The organism is Pseudomonas sp. 09C 129 (genome assembly GCF_002843625.1).
GTDB classification, from domain to species: Bacteria; Pseudomonadota; Gammaproteobacteria; order Pseudomonadales; family Pseudomonadaceae; genus Aquipseudomonas; species Aquipseudomonas chlororaphis.
The window spans coordinates 6,546,436-6,562,060 of record NZ_CP025261.1 but is presented as its reverse complement, the minus strand read 5'-3'; the positions used below and the strand labels follow the sequence as shown (position 1 = coordinate 6,562,060).

Genomic DNA, 15,625 nt, shown 5'->3' with positions numbered 1-15,625 from the left:
TCTATGCGAATGCGCCTTATGTTACTGGGCGGCGGAAATGCCCTTGGGCAGGCGCTGATTCGCCTCGGTGCGGAGGAAGACATCGGTTTCCTCGCCCCCCGTCCGCCGCAAGACGGCTGGGATGCCGCGAGCCTGACGCAACTGCTCGACGACACCCGCCCGGATGCCTTGATCAACCTTGCGTACTACTTCGACTGGTTCCAGGCGGAGAGTGTCCCCGAGGCACGCCTGGCTGGCCAGGAACGGGCGGTCGAGCGGCTTTCCGAGCTGTGCCAGCATCACAACATCATTCTTCTGCAGCCTTCCAGCTACCGGGTGTTCGACGGTTCGCGGGCCACCGCCTACAGCGAAAAGGACGAACCGGTACCGCTGGGTCTGCGTGGCCAGGCCTTGTGGCGGATTGAGCAGAATGTGCGCGCCACTTGCCCACAGCATGTGCTGCTGCGTTTCGGCTGGCTGCTGGACGATAGCGCCGAAGGCACCCTGGGGCGTTTCCTGGCGCGTGCCGAGCAACCCGAAGAGCTGCTGCTGGCCGACGACCGTCGGGGCAACCCGACGCCAGTGGACGATGCCGCCCGAGTGATCATCTCCGTGCTCAAGCAACTCGATTGCGCCGCGCCGCTGTGGGGCACTTACCACTACGCCGGCCATGAGGCGACCACGCCGCTGGCGCTGGGCCAGGCGATCCTCACCGAGGCCCGCAGCCTGCATCCGCTGGCCATCGAAGCGCCGACCGCCCAGGCCCACGCCGCCCGGCCGGACGCCGCTGAAGAACCGCAGCACGCGGTGCTGGCCTGCAAAAAAATTCTGCACACCTTCGGGATCAAGCCGCGCGCCTGGCGCGCGGCACTCCCGGCTCTACTGGATAGGTTTTATCGTCATGGCTGATGGCCCAATCTTGATCACCGGCGGTGCCGGCTTCATCGGTTCGCACCTGACCGACGCTTTGCTCGCCAAGGGCTACTCGGTGCGGATCCTCGACGATCTGTCCACGGGTAAACCCGGCAACCTGCCGCTGGACAACCCGCGGGTCGAACTGATCCAAGGCGACGTCGCCGACGCGGCCCTGGTGGCGCGGGCCATGAGCGGCTGCCGCGCGGTGGCACACCTGGCGGCGGTCGCTTCGGTACAGGCTTCGGTGGACGACCCGGTGCGTACCCACCAGAGCAACTTCATCGGCACCCTCAACGTCTGCGAAGCCATGCGCCAGGCTGGCGTCAAGCGTGTGCTGTTTGCTTCCAGCGCGGCGGTTTATGGCAACAATGGCGAGGGCGAATCGATCGACGAAGACACGCCCAAGGCACCACTGACGCCCTATGCGTCGGACAAGCTGGCCAGCGAGCACTACTTCGATTTCTATCGCCGCCAGCATGGGCTGGAGCCGGCGATCTTCCGCTTCTTCAATATCTTCGGGCCGCGCCAGGATCCGTCCTCGCCGTACTCCGGGGTCATCAGCATCTTTTGCGAGCGCGCGCAGAAAGGCCTGCCGATCACCGTATTCGGCGATGGCGAGCAAACCCGCGACTTCATGTATGTCGAAGACCTGGTGGACGTGCTGGTGCAGTCCCTGGAAACACCGCAACTGGAAGTCGGCGCGGTCAATGTCGGCCTGAACCAGGCCACTACCCTCAAGCAGTTGCTCGAGGTCCTGGGCGAGGTGGTAGGGCAGTTGCCACCGATCAGCTACGGCCCGGCGCGCTCCGGGGACATTCGCCATTCGCGGGCGAACAACCAGCGCCTGTTGCAGCGCTTCAAGCTCCCCGAACCGACGCCGATGAGCATCGGGCTGGCACGTTTGCTGGGCCGCTGAGCTTTCCCCAGCGATGAAAAAAGGCGCCTTTGCAGGCGCCTTTTTTTGTCTGGCCGATTTAGAACTTGTAGCCCAGGCCGACCATGTAGACCCATGGATCGACGTCCACGTCGACCTTGGCCCGGGTGCCGCCGGCGACCGCGTTGTTGTTCACGTAGGCGGTGGTGTCGATGTCGACGTAGCGCACCTGGGCGTTGATCATCACGTTGTCGGTCAGCATGTAGTCGGCACCGACCTGCCAGGCCAGGCCCCAGGAGTTCTTCGCCCGGAAGTTGTCGAAACCGGCTGCGCTGGCGCGGCTGCCGACGTGTTCGTCATAGATCCAGGTGTAGTTGATGCCGGCACCGACGTAAGGCTGGAAGGCGGCCTTGTGGTCCAGCGGGTAGTACACGACGCTCAGGGTCGGCGGCAGGTGCTTGAGGGTACCGAGCTTGCCGTTGGCGGCGTCCAGCGCGGTGCCCTTGAGCTTGACGTCATGCTCGAACGGGGTGGCCGCGAGCAGTTCGATACCGACGTTGTTGGTCAGCATGTAGGCGAAGTTCAGGCCCAGCTGGGTGTCGCTGCTCATGGTCGCCTTGCCGCCGAGGTTGGCTCCGGCCAATGGACCGCGGTCGACCTTGACGTCGCCGCTATCGGCTTTCGGATTGACGGTGATGGCACCGGCGCGAACGATGATGTCGCCGGCTTCGTGGGCGTGGGCGAGCGGGGCGGCGAGCGCGAGCGCGAACAGGGAGGCGCTGAGCAGGGACTTGTGCATGGGAGCTCCAAAGGACGATTCGAGTTGGCTAGGTCCAATGGTAAGGATCGTCAAGGAACAGGCTTTGACTCAGCTCAATGAAAACCGGATCAGCGCGGGAACGAGGGGGGCAGAGGGTTCTAGGCGCTTTGGAGTCGATCGCGAGCAAGCTCGCTCCTACATGAACAATGCGGTTCTCTGTAGGAGCGAGCTTGCTCGCGATGAGGTTATTTGCGGCACTGCAAAACCGGCGGTTTCACTCCTGCAATTCGTACACGTAAATTTTCTCTGCCTCCATCTGGTAACCCGCGTCGGCGATTTCGCTGGTGGACGCCTTGACCTGCATCGGCCCCTCGATCCAGTACGGCTGATACAGCTCGTCGAGCTTCACGCCGACGGCGCTTTTCACATGCACTATCTGGTTCGACGGCGGTGGCGGCACGTGGATGCAGGCGCCGAAATACGGCACCAGCAGAAACTCCGTGGTGCGGCCTTCCTCGCTGACTTCCAGCGGCACGATGTAGCCGGGCAGGCGCACCGACAGGCCGTCCAGGCTCTGCACCACCGGAGCGTTGGGCATGTCCTGCTTGGCCGCCGGGGCGGACTCGGCGGCCAGGGCGTCGCTCATCTGCGACAGGTCGTGCAGCGGCTGCATGTTCGGCACCTCCGCCGGCGCGTCCGGCGGGATCATTTCCGACCAGGCCAGGTCACGGGGTTCGGCGGCCCATAGCGGCAGGGCGGCCAGCATCAACAGCGCAAGCAGGGCACGGGGCATGCCGGAGCTCCTCATAACCAGAAGTTCCTCATAAACGGATGGACAGGCCATCGGCCAGCGATTGTCGGTAGGCGCGCCAGGCCGGCACGCTGCCCATCAGCAGGGCGGCGATCAGGATACCGCCGAGCAGCGTCCACTCATACTCGCTTGGCCAGGACAGCGGCAGGTACAGGCCGTAGCTCGACTGCACATAACCCTGGGCCAGGGCGATGCCCAGGTACAGCAGGCCCAGCCCGGCGAGCACACCGGACAGCGCCAGGGCGAAGGCCTCCAGCACCAGCAAGGTCGCGATATGCCAGGGGCGAGCGCCGACCGAACGCAGGATCGCCATTTCCCGGCGGCGCTCGTTGAGGCTGGTGAGGATCGCCGTGAGCATGCCGATCAGGCCGGTCAGCACCACGAACAGCGACACCACGAACAAGGCCTTTTCCGCGGTGCCCATCAGGCTCCACAGCTCCTGCAGGGCGACCCCGGGCAAGATCGCCAGCATCGGTTCGCCGCGGTATTCATTGATCTCGCGCTGCACCGCGAAGGTGGCGATCTTGCTGTTCAGGCCGAGCATGAAGGCAGTGATCGCTTGCGGCGTCAGATCCATGTTGCGCGCCTGGTCGGCGCTGATGCGGCCGTTGCCCTGGGCCGGCACGCCGTTGTGCCAGTCGATATGGATCGCCTCCATGCCACCGAGGCTGATGTGCAGCGTGCGGTCCACCGGGGTGCCGGTGCGCTTGAGGATGCCGACCACGGTGAAGGGTTTGTCGTCATGCTTGACCAGGCTGATGGCCGCTACGCCGTGGGCCAGCACCAGCTTGTCGCCGAGCTTGTAATGCAGGGCCTCGGCGACTTCGGCGCCCAGCACCACTTCGAACGGATCGCTGGCGAACTCGCGGCCGCTGGCCAGTTGCAGGTTCTGCTGGTGGCCGTACTGGTAATGCTCGAAGTAGGCCGCGGTGGTGCCCATCACCCGGTAGCCGCGATGGGAGTCGCCGAGGGAAATCGGGATCGCCCATTTCACTTTCGGGCTGCTGGCGAAGTGCTCGAAGCTGTCCCAGCGAATGTTGTTGGTGGCGTTGCCGATGCGGAACACCGAGTACAGCAGCAGGTTCACCGAACCGGAGCGGGCGCCGACGATCAGGTCGGTACCGCTGATGGTGCTGGCGAAGCTGGCGCGGGCTTCGGTGCGCACCCGTTCCACCGCCAGCAGCAGGCAGACCGACAGGGCGATGGCGAAGGCGGTGAGGATCGCGGTGAAGCGGCGGTTAGCCAGGCTGGCCATGGCTAGACGGAACAGATACATCTCAGACCTCCGCGGGCGTGGCGGCGCGATTGAGTTCGGCCAGCGACAGGTTGCGATCGAACAGCGGCGCCAGGCTCTGGTCGTGGCTGACGAACAGCAGGCTGGCCCCGGCCTCGCGGCATTCGGCGAACAGCAGGCGGATAAAGGCTTCGCGGGCGTCGTAGTCCAGCGCCGAGGAGGGCTCGTCGGCGATCACCAGTTCCGGCTGGCCGATCAGCGCGCGGGCGGCGGCGACCCGTTGTTGCTGGCCGATGGACAGCGAGTCGGCGCGGCGACCGAGCAGGCCGGGGTCTTTAAGCCCCAGGTGGGCGAGCAGGGTGGCCGCCGCCTGGTCGACACTGCCGTGGCGCTGTACGGCGCGGCTGGCGCGCAATTTGGAAAAGTGGCAGGGCAACTCGACGTTCTCGCGTACCGAGAGAAACGGCAGCAGGTTGAACTGCTGGAAAATGTAGCCGGTGTGATCGACCCGGAAGCGGTCGCGGGCGCCGGCGGAGAGTTCGGTCAGCTCCTGGCCCAGCAGGCGGATGCTGCCGCGGCCGGGTTTCTGCACGCCGCCGAGCAGGCCGAGCAGGGTGGTCTTGCCGCTGCCGCTGGGGCCCTTGAGGAACAGCGTTTCACCCGCTTCCAGGCGAAAGGCCGGGATATCCAGCAACTGTGGATGGCCGGGCCAGTTGAAGCCCAGGTCGGACAGTTCGATAAGTGCTTGGGTCATGTTGGGCCGATCATGGAGTGAGTTTTGTAGCCGCTGCCGAAGGCTGCGATAAGGTCCGCAGGACCTTGCGAAAACCTCAAGAGCAATGACCCCTTCGGGCTCGATCGCAGCCTGCGGCAGCGGCTACAGGAGTTGCGGTCAGAACTTCAGGCTGGCGGCCTTGGAGGTCGCTTCCACGCCTTGCTGGCCACTTGGCGAGATGAGTTGTACCTGAATTTTCTGGGTGGCGGGGAAGGTCTTGAACACGCCGGCCAGGTCCAGGTTCTTCAGCGCGCCCGGCGTGGCACAGGTGAACTGGTAGTGCGCATGGATCTCGCTGTGTTCGTGATGATGCTCGTGGCCGCCGGCATTCTTCGCGTCGTCATGGTCTTCGTCGTGATCTTCGGGCTTGTCGCCGAACAGCGGGCTTTCCAGTTCCTGTTGCGCCACCACGCAACCGGCGGCGGGCGGCAGGCTGAACAGCGCCAGCGGTTTTTCCAGCTGGGCGCGCACGGCGGCGACCTTGGCCTTGTCCGCGTCGGTGCTGGCGGCGTGCTCGAAGCCCACCAGGTTCATCGCCGGGCTTTCCAGTTCCAGCTCCAGGGTCTGGCCGTCCAGCGCTGCGTTCAGGCGGGCCACGCCATGCTCGTGAGCACCGAGGCTGCCGTGCTCATGGTCGTGGTCGTGTTTTTCGGCCGCGTGAGCGATGGCCAGGGGCAACAGAGCGAACGGCAGGGCGAGCAGCAGACGACGCATGGCAAGTCTCCGGGAGCGAACATGAAAATAATGTTATGTAATCTTATAACGAAAGTGGCGAGAGTTTGACCGCCTGCTTGGCGTTGCGCAAGACGCATGGGAGCATGCCCGTCAGAAATTTTCGGGAGCAGAGCGATGGTGCGGATTCGTGGAAGCATCGGCGAATGGCCGGTGGATTTGACCCTGGAACTGGACGAGGCCGACTGGGATCAGTTGAGTGCCCGACTGGGGACGCCGTTGCAGGCGGCCAAAGCCGAAAGCGGCGCGCCTGTGGCCAAGCCGGCGAGCCAGGACGATGCGCTGTGGCAGATCACCCAGGACCTGCTGCGCAAGGCCGGGCAATTGAGCGGCCCGGATCTTTTGGAGCAACTGGAAGGCCTGACCGGCAGCGCCGCGGCGGGCAAGCGGCTATTGGTGCGTTTGCGCCACAGCGCACAGGTCAAGGTGGTGAGCGGCGGTGATACGCCGCTCTACAGCTGGATCGAGTAGGCGAGGGCTGCGCCGGCTTGCGATAAACCGGTGCGGCTATCAGCTATGAATCAGTACAGCGCGGCGAACAGCTTGCGACGGTAGGTGGTCACCAGCGGGTGGTCGTTGCCCAGCAGCTCGAACACTTGCAGCAAGGTCTTGTGCGGCAGGCCTTCGTTGTAGCTGCGGTTGCGGATGAACAACTTGAGCAGGGCATCCAGCGCCGCGTCGTACTGCTGGCGCGCCAGCTGCTGGATGGCCAGCTGATACACCGCCTCGTCATCCTGCGGGTCCTGCGCCAGGCGGCTTTTCAGCTCGGCGCTGTCCGGCAGGTCGGCAGCCTGCTTGAGGAAGGTGATCTGCGCCTTGGCCCCGGCCAGCGCTGCCTTGTGTTCATCGCCGGTGACCGCGTCGAGTACGGTCTGGGCTTCGCCCAGTTCGCCGCGTTCGGCCAGGCAGCGGGCGTAGAGGATCAAGGCCTTGGCGTTGCTGTTGTCTTCGCCCAGCAGCACTTTGAGCGTGGCTTCGGCATCGGCGATGCGCCCTTCGGCGAACAGCGCTTCAGCCAGCTCCAGCGGGTCGGCGGCCTTGGGCGGCGGCATCTGCACATGGGGTTCGAGCATGGCGCGCACCGCGGATTCCGGTTGCGCCCCGGCAAAACCGTCCACCGGCTGACCGTCCTTGAACAGCACCACGGTCGGCAGGCTGCGAATGCCGAAGCGGGCAACGATGTCCTGCTCGATATCGCAGTTGACCTTGGCCAGCAGCAGTTCGCCCTGATAGCTCTCGGCGATCTGTTGCAGCATCGGCATCAGCGCCTTGCAGGGCGCGCACCATTCGGCCCAGAAATCCACCAGCACCGGCTTGTGGAACGAGTTCTCGATCACCGACTGGTCGAAGTCGGCGGTGCTGGCGTCGAAAATGTACGGCGTGTCCTGACTCATGGGGGATCTCGAAGAACGTGAATGGGCCAACTATAAGGCTTGGCGGGGGGCGGCTGAAAGCGGGGTATCGGGTGGCCGGTAGATTGTTTCGCGGGCAAGCCGCGCTCCTGCAGATGCTGCTGGACGTTGCTCGATAGAGCACAAGGTGACTTGTCCTTCATCAATCGCGCTGCGCGTGATACAGGCTCACATCGCGGAACTCCCAGGGCTCGGCCAGATCCGGCAGGGTCAGGGCGTGGAGCATTTCCAGGCGTTGGTACAGCGGATGCTGGAAGTCCTTGACCCGGGAATCCGCCACCAGCGCCTGGCGTCCTCGGCTAAGGAACTCATCCAGCAGCGGCAGGTTGGCGCGGTCGTAGAGCACGTCGGCCACCAGGATCAGGTCGAAGCGATCCGCTTGCGCGAAAAAGTCCGTGGAGTAACCCAGTTCAACCCCGTTGAGCGTCGCATTCGCCTTGCAGGCGGCGATGGCCAGCGGGTCGAGGTCGCAGGCCACCACTTCCAGCGCGCCGGCTTTCAGCGCCGCGATACCGGCCACACCGGAGCCGGCGCCGAAATCCAGGACCCGCTTGCCTTGCACCCACTGCGGATGCTCGGCCAGATAGCGTGCCAGGGCCAGGCCGCTGGCCCAGCAGAAACTCCAGTACGGCGGTTCGTGGAGAATTCGCCGGGTTTCTTCCGGGGTGAAGGCGCGGTCCATGTTGTCGGCATCGATCAACCACAGCTTCAGCTCGGTGTCCGGCAGTTCGCAGGCCACCAGTTGGGCGTCGCCCAGCAGTTCGCTCAGGGCGCGTTGCAGGTCGAGCGGTGGGGTCATGGTGCTTTGACGAACTGCAGCTGGCCCACGGCCTGGGTGGTCGGCTGGGTGATGAGTTGCGCCGGCAGGTGCAGGATCAACTGGCCGGACTGGCTGGCACGGCCGCGCAGTTCAACGCGGGCGCCTACCGGGAAGACATCGGGATTGAAGCGCAGGCGAAACGGCAGGACCTTGTTGTTGCCGATCAGGTTGCTGCTGGCCAGCAAACGTTGCGGCCGGCCGCGCTCGTCGATCACCAGCAACGCCAGTTCCACTTCGGCACCGCTTGGTACGCCCTGCAGGGTGCCGCTCAGTTCACGCTGGTAGGCCGGCAGGGGGCCGAGGTCGGTGGATTCCCGGGCTTTTTTCACACTCTGCTGGGGCGGCACGGTGGAGGCGGCCGGTTTCGGGGCGTCGCTGCTGCAAGCCACCAGCAGGCTGAAAAGGCTGAGCAAAACGAGCGGTCGTAGTGGCATGCGAAGCTCCAACAAGGCGAAATTCCATGTGCAAAACATAATAGTCGGTCTGTATACCGTAAAGGCTATGGCTTGTCTTGCCAGTGGGATGCGCTACCATGGCCCTCCCTTTTTTTGTTGCCTGCCACCATGCACTGTCCCTTCTGCGGTGCCAACGACACCAAGGTCATCGACTCGCGTCTGGTCGCCGAAGGCGAACAGGTGCGCCGCCGGCGTGAATGCCTGGCCTGCGGTGAGCGTTTCACCACTTTCGAAACCGCCGAACTGGTGTTGCCGCGCCTGATCAAGACTGACGGCAGCCGCCAGCCCTTCGACGAAGAAAAACTCCGCGCTGGCATGCAGCGTGCCCTGGAAAAGCGTCCGGTCAGCGTCGAGCGCCTGGAGGCCGCGCTGGTGCATATCAAGCACAAGTTGCGCGCCACTGGTGAGCGCGAGGTCAAATCCCTGGTCGTCGGCGAACTGGTGATGGCCGAGCTGCAAAAGCTCGATGAAGTGGCCTATATCCGCTTCGCTTCGGTCTACCGACGGTTCCAGGATCTCAATGAGTTCCGCGAAGAGATCGACCGTCTCGCCCGCGAGCCGGGCAAAGAATGAATACCTCCAGCGAACAGGCGGTGCTCGACGCCCACTATATGGCGCGCGCCCTGGAGCTGGCCGCAAAAGGCCGTTTCAGCACTCACCCCAACCCCCGGGTCGGTTGCGTGATCGTGCGCGACGGCCAGGTCGTCGGCGAAGGCTGGCATGTGCGGGCCGGCGAGCCCCATGCCGAAGTCCACGCTCTGCGTGCCGCCGGTGCCAACGCCCGCGGCGCCACGGCTTACGTGACCCTCGAACCCTGCAGCCATCACGGCCGTACGCCGCCGTGCGCCGATGCCCTGGTGGATGCCGGCGTGGCGCGGGTCGTGGCGGCGATGCAGGACCCCAACCCGGAAGTCGCCGGCCGTGGCCTGCAGCGCCTGGCCCAGGCCGGCATCGCTACCCACAGCGGGGTGATGGAGCAGCAAGCCCGTGCCCTCAACCAGGGTTTCCTCAAACGCATGGAGCACGGCCTGCCGTTCGTGCGGGTCAAGCTGGCCATGAGCCTGGACGGGCGCACCGCCATGGCCAGTGGCGAAAGCCAGTGGATCACCGGCTCCGCCGCGCGTTCCGCGGTGCAGCGTCTGCGGGCCCAGGCCAGCGTGGTGTTGACCGGTGCCGACACGGTGCTGGCGGACAATGCCCGGCTGACGGTGCGGGCCGAGGAGCTGGGGCTGGATGCGGAACAGACCGCCCTGGCCATGAGCCGTCCACCCTTGCGCGTGTTGATCGACGGCCGTTTGCGGGTGCCGCTCGATGCGCCGTTCTTCAAGGCGGGGCCGGCGCTGGTCGCCACCTGCGCGGCGGTGGAAGAACAGTACGCCAACGGTCCGGAATGCCTGATCGTGCCGGGCGCCGATGGCCAGGTGGACCTGCGTCGGCTGCTGGGCGAGCTGGCTGCCCGCGGCGTCAACGAGGTGCTGGTGGAGGCCGGCCCGCGCCTGGCGGGGGCGTTCGCCCAGCAAGGTTTGGTGGACGAGTACCAGATCTTTGTCGCCGGCAAGTTCCTCGGCTCTACGGCCCGGCCGCTGCTCGATTGGCCGCTGGCGCAGATGAGCGAGGCGCCGCTGCTGAAAATCATTGAAATGCGCGCCGTAGGCGATGACTGGCGAGTCATTGCCATTCCTCTGCCAGCAGCGAGCGTATAATTTCGGGCCTTCGCCACGCGGCGACCCTGTTCTCGAGGAGGACTCCATGTTTACAGGCATCATCGAATCCATCGGCAGCATCCGTGCATTGACCCCCAAGGGCGGCGATGTTCGGGTGTATGTGGAAACCGGCAAGCTCGACCTGGGCGACGTGAAGCTGGGCGACAGCATTGCGGTGAACGGCGTCTGCCTGACCGCGGTGGAACTGCCGGGCGACGGCTTCTGGGCCGACGTCAGCCGCGAGACCCTGGACTGCACCGCTTTCCATCAGTTGAAGGCCGGCAGCCGGGTCAACCTGGAAAAGGCCCTGACCCCGACCACCCGCCTGGGCGGTCACCTGGTCAGCGGCCACGTCGACGGCGTCGGCGAAGTGGTGGCCCGGGAGGAAAATGCCCGCGCCATCCAGTTCCGCATCCGCGCGCCCAAGGACCTGGCCAAGTACATCGCCCACAAGGGCTCGATCACCGTCGACGGCACCAGCCTGACGGTCAACGCGGTCAATGGTGCCGAGTTCGAGCTGACCATCGTCCCGCACACGCTGGCCGAAACCATCATGGCCGACTACCGGCCGGGTCGGCAGGTCAACCTCGAAGTCGACCTGCTGGCGCGTTACCTGGAGCGCCTGCTGCTGGGCGACAAGGCCGCGGAGCCTTCGAGCGGTGGCATCACCGAAAGTTTTCTGGCCGCTAACGGCTACCTCAAATCCTGACTCAAGGGGGTGCCGCGTGGCGCTCAACAGCATCGAAGAACTGGTTGAAGACATCCGCCAAGGCAAGATGGTCATCCTCATGGATGACGAAGACCGCGAGAACGAAGGCGACCTGATCATGGCCGCCGAGTGCTGCAAGGCCGAACACATCAACTTCATGGCCAAGCACGCCCGCGGCCTGATCTGCATGCCGATGAGCCGCGAGCGTTGCGAGCTGCTCAAGCTGCCTTTGATGGCGCCGCGCAACGGTTCCGGGTTCGGCACCAAGTTCACCGTTTCCATCGAGGCCACTACCGGCGTGACCACCGGCATCTCCGCCGCCGACCGCGCACGCACGGTGCAGGCTGCCGCCGCTAAGGACGCCAAGGCCGAAGACATCGTCAGCCCGGGCCACATCTTCCCGCTGATGGCCCAGCCGGGTGGCACCCTGGCTCGCGCCGGCCACACCGAAGCCGCCTGCGACCTGGCGCGCATGGCCGGTTTCGAGCCGAGCGGGGTGATCTGCGAAGTGATGAACGACGACGGCACCATGTCCCGTCGCGCCGAGCTGGAAGCCTTCGCCGCCGAACACAACATCAAGATCGGCACCATCGCCGACCTGATTCACTACCGGATGATCCACGAACGTACCGTTCAGCGGATTGCCGAGCAGCCGCTGGACAGCGAATTGGGCCAGTTCAACCTGGTGACTTACCGTGATTCGGTGGAAGGCGACGTGCACATGGCGCTGACCCTGGGCAACATCTGCGCCGAAGAACCGACCCTGGTTCGCGTGCACAACATGGACCCGTTGCGCGACCTGCTGATGGTCAAGCAGCCTGGCCGCTGGAGCCTGCGGGCCGCCATGGCCACGGTGGCCGAGGCCGGCAGCGGCGTGGTGCTGTTGCTGGGCCACCCGCTGGACGGCGACGTGCTGCTGGCGCATATCCGCGAAACGGCCGAGCACGTGCCTGCGAAAAAACCGACCACCTACAGCATCGTCGGTGCCGGTTCGCAGATCCTGCGCGACCTGGGTGTACGCAAAATGCGCCTGATGAGCGCGCCGATGAAATTTAATGCGATATCCGGTTTCGACCTGGAAGTTGTAGAATACGTGCCCTCCGAATAAAAGCCAGTTGTTGCGGGCTTGAAATTCGCGGTTCAAATATCACTAGTGAGCGCGTAGTGAACGCGCTCCGGCTCTTTAAGAGATTTGTCGAATGACCCTGAAGACCATCGAAGGTACCTTCATCGCCCCCAAAGGCCGCTATGCCCTGGTGGTCGGCCGTTTCAACAGCTTCGTCGTCGAAAGCCTGGTCAGCGGCGCCGTTGACGCCCTGGTCCGTCACGGCGTGAGCGAAAGCGACATCACCGTGATTCGTGCCCCTGGCGCCTTCGAGATTCCGCTGGTTGCGCAGAAAGTCGCGCAGAAGGGCGAGTTCGCGGCGATCATCGCCCTGGGCGCGGTCATTCGTGGCGGCACTCCGCACTTCGAATACGTGGCGGGCGAATGCACCAAGGGCCTGGCCCAGGTGTCCATGGAGTTCGGCGTACCGGTCGCCTTTGGCGTGCTGACCGTCGACTCGATCGAGCAAGCCATCGAACGTTCCGGCACCAAGGCCGGCAACAAAGGTGCTGAAGCTGCCTTGTCCGCTCTGGAAATGGTCAGCCTGCTGGCGCAGTTGGAGGCCAAGTGATTAGCGACGATAGCGATCGTTTCAACCCGCGTGATCCGAAACCTGCGGACGCTGGCAAGCCATCCAAGAGCGCCAAGCGTCGCGAAGCCCGTCAGCTCGCGACCCAGGCGCTGTACCAATGGCACATGGCCAAGCACTCGCTGAACGAGATCGAAGCGCAGTTCCGGGTCGACAACGATTTCACCGACATCGACGGTGCCTACTTCCGTGAGATCCTGCACGGCGTTCCGGCCAACAAGAATGAGATCGACAACGCTCTCACCCCTTGCCTGGACCTCACCATCGAAGAGCTGGACCCGGTCGAACTGGCGGTTTTGCGCCTGTCCACCTGGGAACTGCTCAAGCGCGTCGACGTGCCGTACCGCGTTGTGATCAACGAAGGTATCGAACTGGCCAAAGTCTTCGGTTCCACCGACGGCCACAAGTTCGTCAACGGCGTACTCGACAAGCTGGCCCCGCGTCTGCGTGAAGCTGAAGTGAAGGCATTCAAGCGCTGATCCGCGCTTGCAGCTGCCATGGGCGAGTTTGAGCTGATCCGTAACTTCTTCGCTGCCGCGCCTTGTGCGCAGGGCGGCGAGGGCGTTGTACTGGGGATTGGCGACGACTGCGCCTTGCTGGCTGTTCCCCCTGGCGAACAGTTGGCGATTTCCACCGACACCCTGGTGGCCGGTGTGCATTTCGCAGATCCCTGCGACCCTTTCCTGCTCGGCCAGCGCTCGCTGGCGGTGGCGGTCAGCGACCTGGCGGCCATGGGCGCCGCGCCTGTCGCCTTCACCCTTGCCCTGACCCTGCCGACGGTTGACGCCGATTGGCTGCAAGCCTATGCCAACGGCCTGAGCGCCATGGCGCAGAGCTGCGGCGTGCGCCTGGTAGGCGGTGACACCACGCGCGGCCCGTTGACCCTGACCATGACCGTGTTCGGTCGCGTGCCCGCCGGCCAGGCCCTGACCCGCAGTGGTGCCCGTCCGGGCGACCTGCTGTGTGTCGGCGGCGAGCTGGGCAATGGCGCCGGGGCCTTGCCCCTGGTGCTCGGACAACGCAGCGCCGAGCCGGCGGTCGCCGAGCCTTTGCTGGCCCATTACTGGTCGCCGCAACCGCAACTGGCCCTGGGCCAGGCGCTGCGCGGCAAGGCTACCGCGGCCATGGATATCTCCGATGGCCTGCTGGCCGACTGCGGGCACATTGCTGCCGCTTCAGCTGTCGGCTTGCTGATCGAAAGTGAAAAACTGCCGATGTCCCGGGCGTTGTTGAGCTTTCTCGGTGAGAATGGCGCCCGCTCGGCGGCACTCAGCGGCGGTGACGATTACGTGCTGGTCTTCACCTTGCCCGAAGCCGAGCTGGCGCCGCTGCTCGCCGCCGGCTGGCCGGTGCATGTGCTGGGCCGGGTCGTGGCCGGGCAGGGCGTGGTGCTGCTGGATGCCGAGGGGCGGGACATCACCCCGAACACTCGGGGCTATCAACATTTTCGGGAGACACCGTGACAGATCATCCCAAACAGGTTCCGGCAGAGTTCGTGCCGCCCTCCGTCTGGCGTAATCCCTGGCATTTTCTGGCCTTCGGTTTCGGTTCGGGCACCTTGCCCAAAGCTCCGGGTACCTGGGGCTCGCTGGTGGCGCTACCGTTCATCCCGCTGTGGCAGATGCTGCCGGACTGGGGTTACTGGCTGATGCTCGGCATCACCATGCTGTTCGGCTTCTGGCTGTGCGGCAAGGTGGCCGACGACCTGCGGGTGCATGACCACGAAGGCATTGTCTGGGACGAAATGGTCGGCATGTGGATCACCCTGTGGCTGGTGCCGGAAGGCTGGCAGTGGTTGCTGGCGGGTTTCCTGATGTTCCGCTTCTTCGACATTCTCAAGCCCTGGCCGATTCGCTGGATCGACCGGCATGTGCACGGCGGTATCGGGATCATGCTCGACGACGTGCTGGCCGGTGTCTTCGCCTGGTTGGCGATGCAGGGGCTGGTGTGGTGTTTTACCTGAGGAATCAGCCATGCCGGCCGCTCGCGTTCTGCTGGTAACGCTCTGTGTCTTGACCGCCAGCCTGGTCCGGGCCGCTGAGCCGGCGGCGCTTCCCGGCGAAATCCGGGTGGCCAGCGAGGAGTGGGACAGCTACACCCAGGCCGATGGCCAGGGCATGGCCTGGGATATCCTGCGCGAGGTCTTCGAGACCCAGGGCGTGAAGCTCGACATGCGCAGCGTGCCGTACACCCGCTCGGTCGGGCTGGTGCAGCGGCGTGAAGTCGACGCCCTGGTCGGTTCCTATCGGGACGAAACCGATGGCGCCCTGTATCCGCGCTGGAATTACGACACCGACCATATCTACAGCCTGGGCCTGGCGACGAACCCGCCGCCGACCCTGGCCACGCTCGGCAACTATCGCCTGGTCTGGGTGCGCGGCTATCGCTACCAGGACTACTTGCCCAATATTCAGCGTTTCAATGAGATCCGCCGGCGTGTCGGTATCTTGCCGATGCTCCAGCAAGGCCGCGCCGACTTCTATATCGATGCCCTGACCGAGGTCGATGTTGTCCTGTCCCAGGCCGGGGACCGCTCGCAGTTCCGGCGCAGCCATTTGGCCGAACTGCCACTGTTCCTGGGGTTTGCCAACAATGAACGGGGGCGGGTGCTGTGCGCGCTGTTCGATCGGCGGATGGCCGAGTTGGTGAAAAATGGCCGTTTGCGCCCGATTTTCCAGCGCTGGCAGCAGCCCTATCCGTTCGATACCGGGCGTCCGCCTGAAGACCGTTGATCTAACTTCTCGATCTTTAT

At 64.7% G+C, this 15,625-nt stretch carries 20 protein-coding genes; 12 read left to right on the top strand and 8 right to left on the bottom strand.

The genetic code is table 11. The features are described from left to right. Positions 1–3 precede the first annotated feature (3 nt). Together CXQ81_RS29360 and CXQ81_RS29355 are read left to right on the top strand one after the other, a co-directional pair. Positions 4–888, top strand: coding sequence for a sugar nucleotide-binding protein (locus tag CXQ81_RS29360; protein WP_037034303.1), 885 nt, complete (start codon positions 4–6; stop codon positions 886–888). Beyond that, positions 881–1,810, top strand: coding sequence for an NAD-dependent epimerase/dehydratase family protein (locus tag CXQ81_RS29355; protein ID WP_101339243.1), 930 nt, complete (start codon positions 881–883; stop codon positions 1,808–1,810). The genes CXQ81_RS29360 and CXQ81_RS29355 overlap by 8 nt, the downstream gene beginning before the upstream one ends. A gap of 58 nt (positions 1,811–1,868) precedes the next feature. Here the strand turns inward: CXQ81_RS29355 and CXQ81_RS29350 are convergent, their stop codons facing one another. The 5 genes from CXQ81_RS29350 to CXQ81_RS29330 all read right to left on the bottom strand — a co-directional run bounded on the left by CXQ81_RS29350 (position 1,869) and on the right by CXQ81_RS29330 (position 6,062). Continuing rightward, positions 1,869–2,567: an OmpW family protein gene (locus CXQ81_RS29350; protein ID WP_101339242.1), complete on the bottom strand. Its 699-nt coding sequence runs from the start codon at positions 2,565–2,567 to the stop codon at positions 1,869–1,871. Between the two features lie 235 nt (positions 2,568–2,802). Further along, entirely contained in the window at positions 2,803–3,321 is a 519-nt protein-coding gene (locus CXQ81_RS29345) for a DUF3299 domain-containing protein (RefSeq protein ID WP_101339241.1), read from the bottom strand. Between the two features lie 28 nt (positions 3,322–3,349). Beyond that, positions 3,350–4,615, bottom strand: a complete 1,266-nt coding sequence (locus CXQ81_RS29340) for an ABC transporter permease (protein ID WP_101339240.1) — start codon at positions 4,613–4,615, stop codon at positions 3,350–3,352. Position 4,616: 1 nt separating this feature from the next. Further along, complete coding sequence (locus tag CXQ81_RS29335) at positions 4,617–5,327, bottom strand: ABC transporter ATP-binding protein (RefSeq protein ID WP_101339239.1); 711 nt, start codon at positions 5,325–5,327, stop codon at positions 4,617–4,619. Positions 5,328–5,465: 138 nt separating this feature from the next. Then, positions 5,466–6,062 (bottom strand): DUF2796 domain-containing protein, encoded by a 597-nt coding sequence (locus tag CXQ81_RS29330; protein ID WP_101339238.1) that lies wholly within the window; start codon positions 6,060–6,062, stop codon positions 5,466–5,468. 135 nt (positions 6,063–6,197) lie between these two features. Between CXQ81_RS29330 and CXQ81_RS29325 the strand changes: the two genes are divergently transcribed. Further along, positions 6,198–6,551, top strand: a complete 354-nt coding sequence (locus tag CXQ81_RS29325; RefSeq protein ID WP_007924138.1) for a hypothetical protein — start codon at positions 6,198–6,200, stop codon at positions 6,549–6,551. A gap of 50 nt (positions 6,552–6,601) precedes the next feature. Here CXQ81_RS29325 and trxA read toward each other — a convergent pair whose 3' ends face one another. The 3 genes from trxA to CXQ81_RS29310 all read right to left on the bottom strand — a co-directional run bounded on the left by trxA (position 6,602) and on the right by CXQ81_RS29310 (position 8,746). Beyond that, a complete protein-coding gene (gene trxA / locus CXQ81_RS29320; RefSeq protein WP_007924137.1) occupies positions 6,602–7,474 on the bottom strand; it encodes a thioredoxin in 873 nt (290 codons plus the stop codon). A gap of 160 nt (positions 7,475–7,634) precedes the next feature. After that, the gene (locus tag CXQ81_RS29315; RefSeq protein WP_101339237.1) at positions 7,635–8,291 is read right to left on the bottom strand and encodes a methyltransferase; all 657 of its coding nucleotides are present in this window, start codon (positions 8,289–8,291) and stop codon (positions 7,635–7,637) included. Next, positions 8,288–8,746: a hypothetical protein gene (locus CXQ81_RS29310; protein WP_101339236.1), complete on the bottom strand. Its 459-nt coding sequence runs from the start codon at positions 8,744–8,746 to the stop codon at positions 8,288–8,290. Before CXQ81_RS29310 ends, CXQ81_RS29315 begins: the two co-directional genes overlap by 4 nt. Positions 8,747–8,875: 129 nt before the next feature. On the opposite strand from CXQ81_RS29310, the gene nrdR reads away from it, so the two are divergent. From nrdR to CXQ81_RS29265, 9 genes are all read left to right on the top strand, one after another. Further along, entirely contained in the window at positions 8,876–9,340 is a 465-nt protein-coding gene (gene nrdR, locus CXQ81_RS29305; RefSeq protein ID WP_007924133.1) for a transcriptional regulator NrdR, read from the top strand. Beyond that, positions 9,337–10,470 carry a bifunctional diaminohydroxyphosphoribosylaminopyrimidine deaminase/5-amino-6-(5-phosphoribosylamino)uracil reductase RibD gene (ribD, locus tag CXQ81_RS29300; protein WP_101339235.1) on the top strand — a complete coding sequence of 378 codons (1,134 nt, stop codon included), beginning with the start codon at positions 9,337–9,339 and terminating at the stop codon, positions 10,468–10,470. The genes nrdR and ribD overlap by 4 nt, the downstream gene beginning before the upstream one ends. A gap of 46 nt (positions 10,471–10,516) precedes the next feature. Beyond that, positions 10,517–11,179 carry a riboflavin synthase gene (locus CXQ81_RS29295; RefSeq protein ID WP_007924128.1) on the top strand — a complete coding sequence of 221 codons (663 nt, stop codon included), beginning with the start codon at positions 10,517–10,519 and terminating at the stop codon, positions 11,177–11,179. 16 nt (positions 11,180–11,195) lie between these two features. Further along, positions 11,196–12,287, top strand: coding sequence for a bifunctional 3,4-dihydroxy-2-butanone-4-phosphate synthase/GTP cyclohydrolase II (gene ribBA / locus CXQ81_RS29290; RefSeq protein WP_007924126.1), 1,092 nt, complete (start codon positions 11,196–11,198; stop codon positions 12,285–12,287). Between the two features lie 91 nt (positions 12,288–12,378). Next, positions 12,379–12,855, top strand: a complete 477-nt coding sequence (gene ribE, locus CXQ81_RS29285) for a 6,7-dimethyl-8-ribityllumazine synthase (protein WP_007924117.1) — start codon at positions 12,379–12,381, stop codon at positions 12,853–12,855. Next, positions 12,852–13,352: a transcription antitermination factor NusB gene (gene nusB, locus CXQ81_RS29280; RefSeq protein WP_007924115.1), complete on the top strand. Its 501-nt coding sequence runs from the start codon at positions 12,852–12,854 to the stop codon at positions 13,350–13,352. The genes ribE and nusB overlap by 4 nt, the downstream gene beginning before the upstream one ends. Positions 13,353–13,370: 18 nt before the next feature. Then, on the top strand, positions 13,371–14,336 hold the full coding sequence (gene thiL, locus CXQ81_RS29275) for a thiamine-phosphate kinase (RefSeq protein WP_101339234.1): 966 nt from the start codon (positions 13,371–13,373) through the stop codon (positions 14,334–14,336). Beyond that, the gene (locus tag CXQ81_RS29270; protein WP_053262819.1) at positions 14,333–14,836 is read left to right on the top strand and encodes a phosphatidylglycerophosphatase A; all 504 of its coding nucleotides are present in this window, start codon (positions 14,333–14,335) and stop codon (positions 14,834–14,836) included. Before thiL ends, CXQ81_RS29270 begins: the two co-directional genes overlap by 4 nt. Positions 14,837–14,846: 10 nt before the next feature. Next, on the top strand, positions 14,847–15,605 hold the full coding sequence (locus CXQ81_RS29265) for an ABC transporter substrate-binding protein (protein ID WP_007924110.1): 759 nt from the start codon (positions 14,847–14,849) through the stop codon (positions 15,603–15,605). The last annotated feature ends 20 nt before the right edge of the window (positions 15,606–15,625 follow it).

Excerpts from the sequence above, each read along its gene's own strand:
- thiL (WP_101339234.1), top strand. The coding sequence starts at position 13,371 with ATGGGCGAGTTTGAGCTGATCCGTAACTTCTTCGCTGCCGCGCCTTGT.
- CXQ81_RS29310 (WP_101339236.1), bottom strand. The coding sequence starts at position 8,746 with ATGCCACTACGACCGCTCGTTTTGCTCAGCCTTTTCAGCCTGCTGGTG.
- nrdR (WP_007924133.1), top strand. The coding sequence starts at position 8,876 with ATGCACTGTCCCTTCTGCGGTGCCAACGACACCAAGGTCATCGACTCG.
- CXQ81_RS29315 (WP_101339237.1), bottom strand. The coding sequence starts at position 8,291 with ATGACCCCACCGCTCGACCTGCAACGCGCCCTGAGCGAACTGCTGGGC.
- CXQ81_RS29265 (WP_007924110.1), top strand. The coding sequence starts at position 14,847 with ATGCCGGCCGCTCGCGTTCTGCTGGTAACGCTCTGTGTCTTGACCGCC.
- CXQ81_RS29325 (WP_007924138.1), top strand. The coding sequence starts at position 6,198 with ATGGTGCGGATTCGTGGAAGCATCGGCGAATGGCCGGTGGATTTGACC.
- CXQ81_RS29350 (WP_101339242.1), bottom strand. The coding sequence starts at position 2,567 with ATGCACAAGTCCCTGCTCAGCGCCTCCCTGTTCGCGCTCGCGCTCGCC.
- trxA (WP_007924137.1), bottom strand. The coding sequence starts at position 7,474 with ATGAGTCAGGACACGCCGTACATTTTCGACGCCAGCACCGCCGACTTC.
- CXQ81_RS29335 (WP_101339239.1), bottom strand. The coding sequence starts at position 5,327 with ATGACCCAAGCACTTATCGAACTGTCCGACCTGGGCTTCAACTGGCCC.
- CXQ81_RS29360 (WP_037034303.1), top strand. The coding sequence starts at position 4 with ATGCGAATGCGCCTTATGTTACTGGGCGGCGGAAATGCCCTTGGGCAG.
- CXQ81_RS29295 (WP_007924128.1), top strand. The coding sequence starts at position 10,517 with ATGTTTACAGGCATCATCGAATCCATCGGCAGCATCCGTGCATTGACC.
- ribE (WP_007924117.1), top strand. The coding sequence starts at position 12,379 with ATGACCCTGAAGACCATCGAAGGTACCTTCATCGCCCCCAAAGGCCGC.
- CXQ81_RS29330 (WP_101339238.1), bottom strand. The coding sequence starts at position 6,062 with ATGCGTCGTCTGCTGCTCGCCCTGCCGTTCGCTCTGTTGCCCCTGGCC.
- CXQ81_RS29355 (WP_101339243.1), top strand. The coding sequence starts at position 881 with ATGGCTGATGGCCCAATCTTGATCACCGGCGGTGCCGGCTTCATCGGT.
- CXQ81_RS29345 (WP_101339241.1), bottom strand. The coding sequence starts at position 3,321 with ATGCCCCGTGCCCTGCTTGCGCTGTTGATGCTGGCCGCCCTGCCGCTA.
- ribD (WP_101339235.1), top strand. The coding sequence starts at position 9,337 with ATGAATACCTCCAGCGAACAGGCGGTGCTCGACGCCCACTATATGGCG.
- CXQ81_RS29340 (WP_101339240.1), bottom strand. The coding sequence starts at position 4,615 with ATGTATCTGTTCCGTCTAGCCATGGCCAGCCTGGCTAACCGCCGCTTC.